Annotated in this window: 14 protein-coding genes; 8 read left to right on the plus strand and 6 right to left on the minus strand. The window is 72.2% G+C overall.

Annotation, left to right across the window (positions count from 1 at the left end; all coding sequences use genetic code 11):
- The 7 genes from Q0L15_RS03675 to Q0L15_RS03705 all read left to right on the plus strand — a co-directional run.
- Window positions 1–1,803 (plus strand): molybdopterin dinucleotide binding domain-containing protein (locus Q0L15_RS03675; protein WP_296602328.1); only part of this gene is annotated, 1,803 nt, incomplete at its 5' end.
- Between the two features lies 1 nt (window position 1,804).
- Window positions 1,805–3,448 (plus strand): nitrate reductase subunit beta, encoded by a 1,644-nt coding sequence (gene narH, locus Q0L15_RS03680; protein WP_296602330.1) that lies wholly within the window; start codon window positions 1,805–1,807, stop codon window positions 3,446–3,448.
- Between the two features lie 35 nt (window positions 3,449–3,483).
- Complete coding sequence (gene narJ / locus Q0L15_RS03685) at window positions 3,484–4,131, plus strand: nitrate reductase molybdenum cofactor assembly chaperone (protein WP_296602332.1); 648 nt, start codon at window positions 3,484–3,486, stop codon at window positions 4,129–4,131.
- Window positions 4,128–4,871 carry a respiratory nitrate reductase subunit gamma gene (gene narI, locus Q0L15_RS03690; protein WP_296602334.1) on the plus strand — a complete coding sequence of 248 codons (744 nt, stop codon included), beginning with the start codon at window positions 4,128–4,130 and terminating at the stop codon, window positions 4,869–4,871. Before narJ ends, narI begins: the two co-directional genes overlap by 4 nt.
- A 104-nt stretch (window positions 4,872–4,975) precedes the next feature.
- Window positions 4,976–5,689 (plus strand): transcriptional regulator, encoded by a 714-nt coding sequence (locus tag Q0L15_RS03695; RefSeq protein WP_296602336.1) that lies wholly within the window; start codon window positions 4,976–4,978, stop codon window positions 5,687–5,689.
- A gap of 199 nt (window positions 5,690–5,888) precedes the next feature.
- Window positions 5,889–7,322 carry an MFS transporter gene (locus Q0L15_RS03700; RefSeq protein ID WP_296602337.1) on the plus strand — a complete coding sequence of 478 codons (1,434 nt, stop codon included), beginning with the start codon at window positions 5,889–5,891 and terminating at the stop codon, window positions 7,320–7,322.
- A gap of 95 nt (window positions 7,323–7,417) precedes the next feature.
- Window positions 7,418–7,840 (plus strand): CBS domain-containing protein, encoded by a 423-nt coding sequence (locus Q0L15_RS03705; RefSeq protein ID WP_296602338.1) that lies wholly within the window; start codon window positions 7,418–7,420, stop codon window positions 7,838–7,840.
- Between the two features lie 29 nt (window positions 7,841–7,869).
- Here Q0L15_RS03705 and Q0L15_RS03710 read toward each other — a convergent pair whose 3' ends face one another.
- The 6 genes from Q0L15_RS03710 to Q0L15_RS03735 form a co-directional block, all read right to left on the minus strand.
- Window positions 7,870–9,228, minus strand: a complete 1,359-nt coding sequence (locus Q0L15_RS03710; protein ID WP_296602340.1) for an FAD-dependent oxidoreductase — start codon at window positions 9,226–9,228, stop codon at window positions 7,870–7,872.
- 50 nt (window positions 9,229–9,278) lie between these two features.
- Window positions 9,279–9,593: a hypothetical protein gene (locus Q0L15_RS03715; RefSeq protein ID WP_296602341.1), complete on the minus strand. Its 315-nt coding sequence runs from the start codon at window positions 9,591–9,593 to the stop codon at window positions 9,279–9,281.
- Window positions 9,590–9,922: a hypothetical protein gene (locus Q0L15_RS03720; protein ID WP_296602342.1), complete on the minus strand. Its 333-nt coding sequence runs from the start codon at window positions 9,920–9,922 to the stop codon at window positions 9,590–9,592. The genes Q0L15_RS03715 and Q0L15_RS03720 overlap by 4 nt, the downstream gene beginning before the upstream one ends.
- 96 nt (window positions 9,923–10,018) lie before the next feature.
- Window positions 10,019–10,174 carry a hypothetical protein gene (locus Q0L15_RS03725; RefSeq protein WP_296602343.1) on the minus strand — a complete coding sequence of 52 codons (156 nt, stop codon included), beginning with the start codon at window positions 10,172–10,174 and terminating at the stop codon, window positions 10,019–10,021.
- 36 nt (window positions 10,175–10,210) lie between these two features.
- On the minus strand, window positions 10,211–10,882 hold the full coding sequence (locus tag Q0L15_RS03730) for a Type 1 glutamine amidotransferase-like domain-containing protein (protein WP_296602344.1): 672 nt from the start codon (window positions 10,880–10,882) through the stop codon (window positions 10,211–10,213).
- A 25-nt stretch (window positions 10,883–10,907) separates the two neighbouring features.
- On the minus strand, window positions 10,908–11,666 hold the full coding sequence (locus tag Q0L15_RS03735) for an SDR family oxidoreductase (protein ID WP_296602345.1): 759 nt from the start codon (window positions 11,664–11,666) through the stop codon (window positions 10,908–10,910).
- Window positions 11,667–11,736: 70 nt separating this feature from the next.
- Here Q0L15_RS03735 and Q0L15_RS03740 point away from each other — a divergent pair.
- Window positions 11,737–12,280 (plus strand): LysR family transcriptional regulator (locus Q0L15_RS03740; protein ID WP_296602346.1); only part of this gene is annotated, 544 nt, incomplete at its 3' end.

A 12,280-nucleotide genomic window follows, 5' to 3' on the forward strand; every position in this document is an offset into this window, starting at 1 on the left:
GGCCGACTCGCGGGGATGACGTTCGCCGACACCGTCGCCGCGGCCCAGCGGATGGGCTGGTCACCGGGCCACCCGTCGTTCAACCGCAACCCGCTGGACCTCACCGACGAGGCCGCGGCTGCCGGTGTGAGCGTCGCCGAGCACATCGTGGCCGAGCTGAAGGCCGCCCGCCTGGGCTCGGTCGCCGACGACCCCGACGATCCCGCGAACTTCCCGCGATGCCTGACGCTCTGGCGGGCCAACCTGCTCGGCAGCTCCGGCAAGGGCAACGAGTACTTCATGCGTCACCTGCTCGGTGTCGACTCGCTCGCGAGCGCCGAGGAGTGCGCACCCGACCAGCGTCCGCGCGACGTCGTGTGGCGCGAGGAGGCGCCGGTGGGCAAGCTCGACCTGCTCACCGCGATCGACTTCCGGATGACCAACACCGGCCTGCACTCCGACGTCGTCCTGCCGGCCGCCACCTGGTACGAGAAGCACGACATCTCCACCACCGACATGCACCCGTTCGTGCACGCGTTCTCGCCGGCGGTGGAGCCGCCCGGCGACGTGCACACCGACTACGACGCGTTCCTCGCGATCGCGGACAAGGTCAGCGAGCTGGCCGTCGATCACCTCGGCGTACGCCGTGACGTGATCGCCGCGCCGCTCCAGCACGACACCCCCGACGAGCTCGCGACGCCCTCGGGCCGGGTGCGGGACTGGAGAACAGGGGAGTGCGAGCCCGTCCCGGGCGTGACGATGCCCAAGCTCGTCGAGATCGAGCGCGACTACACGCTGATCGGCGCGAAGATGCGCGCGGTCGGGCCGCTGCTGGACACCCTCGGCACCACCACGAAGGCGATCACCGTCGACGTCACTCCGGAGCTGGAGTACCTGCGGCACCAGAACGGCGTCATCACCGAGGGGCCGTACGCCGGTCGGCCGTCCATCGCGACCGCCGATCGCATGTGCGAGGCGATCCTGGCGTTGTCGGGAACGACCAACGGCCGGGTCGCCCGCGAGGGCTTCGCGCGGCTCGAGGAGCGCACCGGCCAGCCGTTCGTCGACCTGGTCGAGGGTCACGAGACGCACCAGATCACCTACGCCGACACGCAGGCCGCGCCCCAGCCGGTGCTGACGAGCCCGGAGTGGTCGGGCTCGGAGAAGGGCGGCCGGCGCTACTCGCCGTTCACGCTCAACGTCGAGCGCCGCAAGCCGTGGCACACGATCACGGGCCGGCAGCACTTCTTCGTCGAGCACGACTGGGTCGCCGAGCTCGGCGAGCAGCTGCCGGGCTTCCGCCCGCCGCTGAACATGGCCAGGCACTTCGGCAGGCCCGGCGACGTCGTCGACGGCGGTGTCACCGTGCGGTTCCTGACACCGCACGCGAAGTGGTCGATCCACTCGATGTACCACGACAACGAGCTGATGCTCGCGCTCTCGCGCGGCGGCCCGGTCGTGTGGATGAGCGTCGAGGACGCCGCCAAGATCGGCGTCAGCGACAACGACTGGATCGAGGCGCACAACCGCAACGGCGTCATCGTCGCGCGCGCGGTCGTCAGCCACCGGATGCCCGAGGGCACGGTGTTCCAGTACCACTCCCCGGAACGCACGGTGAACGTGCCGAAGTCGGAGAAGGACGGCGGCGGCAAGGGCCGCCGGGGCGGCTACCACAACTCGATGACCCGCCTGCTGATCAAGCCGACGCACCTGGCCGGCGGGCACGCCCAGCTCACCTACGCCTTCAACTACTACGGCCCGATCGGCAGCCAGCGCGACGAGATCACCCGGATCCGTCGCCGCGCCCAGGAAGTGGAGTACTGACATGCGGATCAGAGCCCAGGTGGCGATGGTCATGAACCTCGACAAGTGCATCGGGTGCCACACCTGCTCGGTCACCTGCAAGCAGACGTGGACCAACCGGGAGGGCACCGAGTACGTCTGGTTCAACAACGTCGAGACCAAGCCCGGCATCGGCTACCCCAAGCACTACGAGGACCAGGAGAAGTGGAAGGGCGGCTGGCAGCTCGACAGCAAGGGGCGCCTGGTCCTGCGCTCCGGCGGTCGCGGCAAGCGGCTCTCGAGGATCTTCGCCAACCCCGACCTGCCGACGCTCGAGGACTACTACGAGCCGGCGACCTTCGACAAGGACGTGCTCGTCAACGCCCCCGCGGGCCTGAGCGACACCCCGGTCAAGCAGCCCCGGTCGGCGTTGACGGGGGAGCCGATGGCCCTGGAGTGGGGCGCCAACTGGGAGGACAGCCTCGGCGGGGCGCACGAGCGCGCTGGCGCCGACCCCAACCTCGTCGCGATGGATCCCGAGGCCGCGGCCCGGGTGAAGTTCGAGTTCGAGAAGACGTTCATGTTCCACCTGCCGCGCATCTGCGAGCACTGCCTCAACCCCGCGTGTGTGTCCGCCTGCCCCTCGGGCGCGATGTACAAGCGCGAGGAGGACGGCATCGTCCTGGTCGACCAGGACCGCTGCCGCGGCTGGCGGATGTGCGTGACGGCCTGCCCCTACAAGAAGGTCTACGTCAACCACTCCACCGGCAAGGCCGAGAAGTGCACGTTCTGCTTCCCGCGGATCGAAGCCGGCCAGCCGACGGTCTGCTCGGAGACCTGCGTCGGGCGGCTGCGCTACCTCGGGATCGTCCTGTACGACGAGGACGCCGTCCTGGCCGCCGCCTCGGTCGAGGACGAGCACGACCTGCTCGACGCCCAGCGACAGGTGTTCCTCGACCCGCGCGACCCCGCGGTCGCAGCGGCGGCGCTCGAGGCCGGGATGCCCCAGGAGTGGGTGGACGCCGCCGTGGCCTCCCCGGTGTGGCGGTTGATCAGCGACTACAAGGTCGCGCTGCCCCTGCACCCGGAGTACCGCACGCTGCCGATGGTCTGGTACGTCCCGCCGCTGTCGCCGGTGCTCGACGCCGTCGGGGCCGCGGGGCGTGACGACGCGGACGCCGACGAGGTGTTCCACACGATCCGCGACCTGCGGATCCCGGTGGAGTACCTCGCCGAGCTCTTCACCGCCGGCGACGCCGACGCGGTGGCGGGCGTGCTGATGAAGCTCGCCGGCATGCGCTCCTACATGCGGGCCCGCACGCTGGACGGCACGGTCGCCGCCGAGATCTGCGAGGCGATCGGCATGACCGGTCCCGAGATCGAGGCGATGTACCGGCTGCTCGCCATCGCCAAGTACGACGAGCGCTACGTGATCCCGAAGGCGTACTCCAAGGACGCCGCCGCCCTGGAGGCCCAGGCCGCCGCCACGGCCGACTGCTCCCTGGACTGCGAGGGCGGCCCGGGCATGGGCGGCGACGGCCCGGGCGAGGGGGCCTCGGTGCCGGCCACGGTCGAGCGATTCCATCTCGTCGACGACGCCGGGAGCGTGCGGCCGGGCCGCAAGGCGCTCTTCGAGCGGCGCAGCGACGGCCGCCTCGGGCTCACCATCGACCCGGCCGGCGCGTGATGAGCCCGCAGAGCCCGACGAGCCCGATGAGCCCGATGAGCACGGTCGGTCCCGACGACCGGCGCCGGCTGTTCGAGGTCGCCGGCCTGCTGCTGACCTACCCCGACGACGAGCTGCACGAGGCGTTGCCCGCGGTCGCCGCCGCGGCCCGCGAGATCGGGCACGCCGGCGTCCGCGAGCGGGTGGCCGGCTTCCTCGAGTGGTGCGCCGCCACCGGGCGCGAGCAGGTCGAGCAGCACTACGTGGCGACGTTCGACCTGCGCCGTCGCTCGGGGCTCTACCTCACTTACTACCTGCACGGCGACACCCGCAAGCGTGGCGTCGCGCTGCTCACTCTTAAGAGCCGCTACCGCGCCCACGGTCTGCGGCTCGCCCCCGGCGAGCTGCCCGACCTGCTGCCGGTCGTCCTGGAGTTCGCGGCCACCGTCGGCCCGGGGGACGGCGAGGCCCCGTTGCGGCAGCACCGCCGGGGCGTCGAGCTGCTCCGCGCGGCGCTGGCCGACGTGGGCTCGCCGTACGCCGCGCTCCTCGAGGCCGTGTCCATGGCGCTGCCGCCGCTGACCGACGGCGACCGGGCCGCGATCGCGGCCCTCGCCGTGGACGGCCCGCCCGTCGAGGCCGTCGGCCTCGCGCCGTACTCCTCGTGCACCCCCACCCACGCACCCGAAGAGAGCCTGCGATGAGCACCCTGCTGTGGATCGTCGTTCCCTACGCCTGCCTGACCGTCTTCGTGGTCGGCCACGTCTGGCGCTGGCGGCACGACCAGTTCGGCTGGACCACCCACACCAGCCAGCTGCTGGAGTCGCGGATCCTGCGGCTCGCCTCGCCCCTGTTCCACCTCGGCGCGCTCGGGGTGATCGGTGGCCACGTCGTCGGGCTGCTCGTGCCGGCCTCGGTGACCGAGGCGCTGCACGTCTCCGAGCACGTCTACCACGCCACGGCGGTCTGGGGCGGGACCGTGACCGGCCTGATGTTGGTCGTCGGCCTCACGCTGCTGATCGTGCGCCGTCGGATGACCCCGAGGGTGTTCCGGGTGACGACCCGGATGGACAAGGCGCTCTTCCTCGCGCTCGGCGTGATGGCCGCGCTCGGCATGACCGCGACCGTGGCGGTGAACCTGCTCGGCTCGGGCTACGACTACCGCGAGACGATCGCGGTCTGGTTCCGCAGCGTCTTCTACTTCTCGCCGCGCTCGGAGCTGATGACCGAGGCGCCGCTGGTCTACCAGCTGCACGCGCTGGGCGGCTTCGTGTTCCTCGCGCTGTGGCCCTTCACCCGCCTGGTGCACGTGTGGTCCGCGCCGCTGGCCTACCTGTGGCGCCCGTACGTCGTCTACCGCGCCCGCCGCGGTGCGGTGCCGGCGGCCTCGCCGCGCCCGGCCGAGGTGCGCGACCGCGTCGGGCCGGGAGCCGCCGCCCGCTGAGCCCCTCCGCTGCCCCTCCGCTGAGGGCTGGGGCGGGCGTCTGGTTGGTCACACCGGCCCCGTCGACGTACGCCGCCGTGGCGCTGGTGGCCGAGAATGGGCGTGTGATCGAGCGTGCCCCCGCCCGGCGCGGCCCCCGGCCCGCCCGCACGGCCAGTGGCCGTCCGCTCTCGGAGACCCGCGCTGCGCTGCTCGAGACCCTCGAGGCGCAGCCCGAGCCCACCAGCGTCCAGGCGCTCGTCACGCTGACTGGGCTGCACACCAACACCGTCCGCGAGCACCTGGACGGCCTGCTGCGCAGCGGCCACGTGTCCCGGCGCCTGGCCCCGGCCAACGGCCGCGGCCGCCAGGCGTGGCTCTACGAGGCGGCCCGCCGCGACCCCGGCACCGGCGCGGAGTACGCCGGCCTCGCCGCGACCCTCGCGACGATCGTCGTGCGCTCGAGCCCGGAGCCCACCGAGGAGGCGAGCCGGGCGGGGGTGGAGTGGGGCCAGCGCCTGGCCCGCGAGACCCCCGACCCTGAAGGGGTCGACACCGCCGCCCCGGCGGATGCGCAGGTCGTGGCCCGGCGCAAGGTCGTCGGCCTGTTCAACGAGCTCGGCTTCGCCCCCGAGGCCGACGACGACGCCGGCGAGGTCCGGCTGACGCGGTGCCCGCTCCTCGAGGCGGCTCACCAGCAGCCGGACGTGGTCTGCTCGGTGCACCTCGGCATCGCGCGCGGCGCGCTGGAAACCTATGGTGGCGATCCGTCCGGCGCCGAGCTGCTGCCGTTCGCCGAGCCGGGCGCCTGCCTGCTCCACCTCGCCCCGCACCGCTGAGCAGCTCAGGAGCGGATCGGGACGAAGGTCTGCGGTCCGGGTCGGGACGAAAGTCCCGTCATCGGGGCCTAGGTCCGGCCCAAGGAGCGGGTTCTCCCGGGACTTCGGTCCCTGAGTTGCACGGGGGACGCCCGGTGACGATGTGCAGGCCGCCCCGGACCGGGGGCGGTTCGACCGCACGATCGCCGTGGAGGCACTGATGACCAGCCTGCTCACGCCGGATACCTCTCCGGCCCCCGCCTCGCCGCCCCAGCGCGGCAAGGAGTGGCTCACCGACTGGGACCCGGAGAACGCCGAGACCTGGGACTCGAGGCTCGCCTGGCGGACCCTGTCGATCACGACCGGGACGCTCACCCTGGCCTTCGTCTCCTGGTTCATCGCCAGCGCGATCGCGCCGAAGCTGACCAACCTCGGCTTCGACCTGACCAAGGACCAGCTCTACTGGCTCACCGCGATGCCGGGCCTCTCGGCCGGTCTCCTGCGGCTGGTCTGGATGACGCTCCCGCCGGTGCTCGGCACGCGCAAGCTCGTCTCGCTCACGACCCTGCTGATGCTGATCCCCCTCCTCGGCTGGGGGATCGCGGTGCAGAACCCTGACACGTCGTTCACGACGTTCATGATCCTGGCCGCCCTGTCCGGCATCGGCGGCGGCGCGTTCTCGGGCTTCATGCCGTCGACGTCGTACTTCTTCCCGCGCCGGATGCAGGGCACGGCCCTCGGCCTCCAGGCGGGCATCGGCAACTTCGGCGTCTCGCTCGTCCAGTTCGTGACCCCGTGGATCATCGGCTTCTCGATGGTCGGCTTCCTCGGGGCGGCCCAGACCGAGACCGCGCCGGGCAAGCCCGGCCACGACGTCTGGTACCAGAACGCGGCGTTCGTCTACGTGCCGTTCGTCCTGGTGGGCGCCGCGCTGGCCTGGACGCTGCTGAAGTCGGTGCCGGTCACCGCGAACGTCCGCCAGCAGTTCGACATCTTCAACAACCGCGACACGTGGTACATGACGCTGCTCTACATCATGACCTTCGGGACGTTCTCGGGTCTCTCCGGCCAGTTCGGTCTGCTGCTGAAGAACCTGTACGGCGGCGGCAACACCGAGATCGCCAAGGCGCTGAGCGACGGCACGACGCAGGTGCTCGTGCACGGCTACTCGATCCCCGACCCGGTCAAGTACGTCTTCCTCGGACCGCTCGTGGGCGCCGGTGCGCGGGTGCTGTTCGCGCCCCTGACCGACCGGTTCGGTGGCGCCCGGTGGACGCTGGTGTCCGGCATCGGCATCCTCGGCTCGGTCCTCTACACGATGACGACGCTGACCCCCGACGTCTCGGCCGGCGCCGTCTCGCTGGATGCGCAGTTCCACCACTTCCTCTACGGGATGCTGGCGATCTTCTTCTTCACCGGGGTCGGCAACGCCTCGACGTTCAAGCAGATGCCGATGATCTTCGAGCGGCGTCAGGCCGGCGGCGTCATCGGCTGGACCGCTGCGATCGCGGCGTTCGGACCGTTCTTCTTCGGCATCGGCCTCACGATGGTCAGCCCGGTCGCGTTCTACGCCGTCGGCGCCGCCTTCGCGGTGCTGTGCATCGCGATCACCTGGGTGCGCTACGCCCGGCCGAACGCCCCCAAGGCGTCCTGACGGCAGCGGCCCGGTCCAGGCCCCGTCCGGACGTGGGCGCCCTCTCGGCGACGAGGGGGCGCCCTGCTCGGGCGCTTCGAGGAGAGGAGTCGATCGTGCGTAGCCTGATGGACATGCCCCTGGAGCTCCGCGGCCGCACCGTCGCCGACGTCATGGTCCGTGGACCGAAGACGGTGCCGGCCTCGGCGAGCGTCACCGAGGCGCGGAGCGAGCTGCTCGACGACCACGTGCACGTGGTCCTGATCGTCGAGGGCGGCGCGCTCGTCGGGACGGTCGAGCGCCGCGACCTCGTCGGCGCTCCGGCGTCGGATCCGGCCCTCCAGCATGCCGTCCTCGACGGGCGGACGGTCCCGCCCACCGTGGCCGCCGAGGACGCGCGGCTCCTCCTGCTCGCCCGCGGCCGCAGGCGGCTCGCCGTCGTGGACGAGCACGGCGCCCTCCTCGGCCTGCTCTGCCTCAAGCGCCGCCTCACCGGCTTCTGCAGCGACGCGGACGTCGCCGCACGCGCGGGGTCGTAGGTCGACCGGTCCGACGTCGCGCTGGCCGGTCAGCGCAGCGGGTCGAAGGGCGCGAGCTCGTCGGGCGCCAGTCCGGTCACGACCTGCTCGGCGAGCAGCTTCCCCGTCACCGGGCCGAGGGCGACGCCCCACATGCCGTGCCCGCCGGCGACGAAGACGCGTCGATCGGTGGTCCCACCGATGAGGGGCAGGCCGTCGCTCGTGCACGGTCGGGCCCCGACCCACTCGGTGCGGCGGCGACCGAGGTCGAGCCCAGGGAGGAGTGGGCGAAGCGTCTCGACGATCGCCCGGATCCGCCGCTGGTCCAGCGGCTCACCGGGCCGCCTGAACTCCATCATGCCGGCCACGCGGAGGAGCTCGGTGTCCTCCTCGGCGTACGGCCGCTCGCCGACGGGGTGGACGGGCTCGTGGAGCGGCGTGCAGGCGATCCGCTGGTTCGGGAAGTAGACCGGGCCGGACGGGACCCGGGAGCCGGTGACCGTGAAGGAGTACCCGCGCCCGGCCTGGACGACCTTCGTGACCCCGAACGGGCGCGCCAGGGCTCCGAGCGTGGCGCCGGTGGCCAGGACGACGACGTCGTGCCGGTGCCGGTGACCGCCGTTGTCCGTGAGCCAGACCGCGTTCGGCTCGGTGTCGAGCTCCTCCACCCGCACCCACTCACGCAGCTTGCCGCCGCGTGCGATGAACGACTGGGTCAGTGCCCGCATGAACTGGGGCGGGTGGATGTACTTCTGGCCCTGGATCGCGACCGCGGCGCGCACCTCGTGGCTGAGGCCGGGCTGCGCCTGCTGGACCTGGCTCCCGGTCAGGTAGTCGAAGTGGACGCGCTGGCCCGCCGCCTCGATCCGGCGCAGCTCCTCGATCATGGCCCCGGCCTCCTCGGTGGTGCGGAAGCAGGCGAGGAACGGGCGCGCTTCATGGGGACGGGGGGTGGCGCCCGCATCGGCGAGGTCGGCGAAGGCTCGGATCGCCCTCCGGTTCAGCGGGCCGTAGGCAGCGACGCCGCGGCTCCATCGTGCGTACGTGCAGTGGAGGGCGAAGCCGGTGAGGAACCGCCACAGCGCCGGATCCGGCCGGGGCGGCACGAACACGGGCGAGGACGGCCGCAGGGCGGACCTGAACCCGTAGCGCAGCACGTCGGGATCCGGGAGCGGGACGGTGAGCGAGGGGGTCAGCCATCCGGCGTTGCCCCACGACGCCCCGCTCGCGGCATGGTCCGCGTCGTAGACCGTCACCTCGACCCCTCGTTCTTGGAGGAACCAGGCGACGGAGAGCCCGACGATGCCGGCCCCGACGACGGCCACGTCGCCGGCCCGGACCGCGGGGCGGTGCGAAGGCGCGGCGACCCGTCGGACCGCACCGCGCTTCGACCAGGGGCTGGCATTCATGGGGGCCTCTTCTCTGCGTCGATTTCTCTGCGTCGATTTCTCTGCGTCGATCAGATGTCGAGCGCGCAGTAGGTGCACTGCCGCGCCCAGGGACGGTCGTGGAGCACGGCGAGGGGGATGTGGTCGGTGCAGGTCAGGCACAACCCGTACGTGCCCTCGGCCAGGCGTCGACGGGCCTGCGTTGCTTCTCGAGCCAGCTGCTCGGCAGCGTGGACGATCGCTTCCAACCGAGCGGGGGCGTCAGTGGGCAGTGCCACCGTCTCGTCGAAGCGTGTCCCGATCCGTCGCCCGGACGGCGCGAAGGGCTCCTGCTCGATCCAGGACACAGCGCGGCCGGCGCGCGTGTCGAGCAGCCTCTTGCTCATGGCGTCCACCCCGGATGGCACTGCTGGCACACCGGCGCCCACGGGCGCGGTGGGACGGCGGTGAGCCGACAGCTGCGGCCGCAGCGGACGCAGTCGCCGTACGTGCCCGCTCTCAGCCGGGCCTGGGCCGCATGGATCGCTGCCAGGATGCGTTGGACGCTGTCTCGGTGCGCCTGGGCGACGACGGTCGTCGCCGGAGGCAGTGCGTCGAGCTGGCTCTCACGTGCTGCCGCATGGGCGTCGAGCTCGTCGGCGATCCGCTGCAGCACTGCGTCGGGGGCGGGTGTCGTCGGGCTGGCGCCGCGCGGGATGAGGGAATGTGCCCGCATGGGTCTTCCTGTCTGGGGGAGGCCGACGCGACGGTCCGGTGGAGCACGGGACCGTTCGCCTCAGGGTCGGCCGAGGGGGTGGGGCGCAGAGACAGGTCAGCGCGGCGGGGCGCGGTCGACGCTGCGGCGCAGCACGTCGAGGCCCCGGATCCCACGGGCGATCTCGCTCAGCTCGATCGCCAGCAGAGCGGCACCGCTCGGCACGTGCGACGGCTCAGCCGTCGTCTGCGGTGCCTCGAGGATCGGTGCCATGGCCGGACCATAGCACCGACCCGAGCGGGCCGCCGGTCAGGAGGACAGCAGCCTCCACTGCCCTTCCGAGACGACCTCGACCACGCCGTCGACGACCGCGAAGGCCGTCTGGTCGTCGACGGCGTACGCCGGGCCCGAGATGCCGGCGGCCCACTGCTCGGCCTCGGCCATGGTGTTGCCCGCCCCGCCGTCGGGGACCAGGTGAGGACAGATCGAGAAGTCGACGACACCGAGCGTGCGGAGGTCGCCGCTCGGCGGGCGCCACTGGATGAAGTCCTCGCCCACCTCCGGTGTCATCACCATGCTCCCGGCGCTCAGTCCCACCCAGACGGTGTCGGTGAGCGACGGCAGCAGGTCGGCCAGCCCGGACTCCCGCATCCAGTGGCAGAGGTACAGGACGTCGCCTCCGGCTGCCAGCAGGACGTCGGTCTCGCGGACCAGGGGCACCCAGCGCTCGTCGTCGATGCTGGGCAGCGCGGTGAGCTCGAGCACGCCCATCGACCTCCAGCCCAGGTCGACCATCGGGTTCTCGGACCGGCCGCTGATGAACTCCCACGCCCGGACGCCCGGTCCGTTCCACGGGTGTCCGTACATCGCCGTCGGGATGCAGAGGGCCGTGGCCTCGTCGATCGGCTTGCCGAGCATCGCGACGAGCGCGTCGCGGATGGTCGGGTTGGTCACGCCGCCGGAGGTGAGAAGGAGCTTCACGGTGAGAGACGCTACGCGCTGCCACTCACCAGGGCACGACGCCGGCGTCCTCGAAGAACCCGCCCGTGGGGCCGCCGTCGGGCAGCGTCGCGAGCCGGATCGGGGTGGCCGCACCCTGCTCCACCGTGCGGACGCCGCGGAAGCCGTTGAGATCGGTGGCCACGTAGCCGGGGCAGGCGGCGTTGATGAGGATGTTCGTGCCGTCCAGCTCGCGCACGTACTGCAGCATCACGGCGTTGAGGAACGTCTTCGACACCGAGTACGCCGCGGAGATCGGCCCTACGGAGTCCTCGCCGGTCGCGGCGGCCTGCCGGGTCAGCGAGCCGACGCCGCTGGACAGGTTGACGATCCGCGGGGAGGGCGCGCGCCGCAGCATCGGCAGCATGGCGTTGGTGACCCGGATGACGCCGAGGACGTTGGTCTCCACGACCGTGCGGATCGTGTCGAGGTCGATGCGCGTCGGCTCCTGCGGCATCCCGCCGGTGATCGCGGCGTTGTTGACCAGGACGTCCAGGCCGCCCGCCTGCTCCTCGATCAGCGCGGCCGCCGCCGCGACGCTGGCGTCGTCGGTGACGTCGAGCGGCACGCCGAACGCGGCGACACCGTGGGCGCGGAGCTTGGCCACGGCGTCCTCGCGGCGTGCGTCGTCGCGGGCGCCGATGCCGACGCGGTAGCCCTGCGCGCCCAGCCCCTCCGCGATCGCGTAGCCGATGCCCTTGTTGGCGCCGGTGACGAGCGCGGTCTTCTTCTGCCCCGTGGTCTGCTCAGTGGTGGTCTCAGTCATGTCCTCGATGGTTGCCGCGGCCGCTGTCGGCCTCCAACACCGCTTGGGTGGGCGGCGATACCCTGGCGGTATGGAAACCCGCGAGCTGCGGTACTTCGTGGCGGTGGCGGAGGAGCTGCACTTCGGGCGCGCCGCGGACCGGCTCGGCATCGCCCAGCCGCCGCTCTCGCGCGCGATCAGCCAGCTCGAGCGCCGGCTCGGGACGACGTTGCTCGAGCGCACCAGCCGTTCGGTGTCGCTGACCGAGGCGGGCGCGGTGCTGCTGCGCGAGGCGCGGGCGGCCCTCGACGCGGTCGCGGCCGCCGAGCGGCGTACGCGTCGGGTCGGCGCGGCGCCGGGCGGACGCACCCCACTCGTCCTGGCCTCCAAGGCCGGCGCCGCCAACGAGATCGTGGCCAAGCTGCTCGACCGGTACGCCGCCGGTCCCGACCCGGCTCCTGTCGAGGTGCTGCTGTGCGGTCCGGGGGAGCAGGCGCGGATGCTGCGCGAGGGGCGGGCCGACGTGGCGATCCTCCACCGGCCCTACGACGACGTGACCGGCTTCGACACCGAGGTCCTGCTCACCGAGCAGCAGGTCGTGATCCTGCCCGCCGGCCACCCGCTGACCGCCCACG

It is taken from the genome of Nocardioides sp. (assembly GCF_024509035.1).
In the GTDB taxonomy this organism is placed as follows: domain Bacteria; phylum Actinomycetota; class Actinomycetes; order Propionibacteriales; family Nocardioidaceae; genus Nocardioides.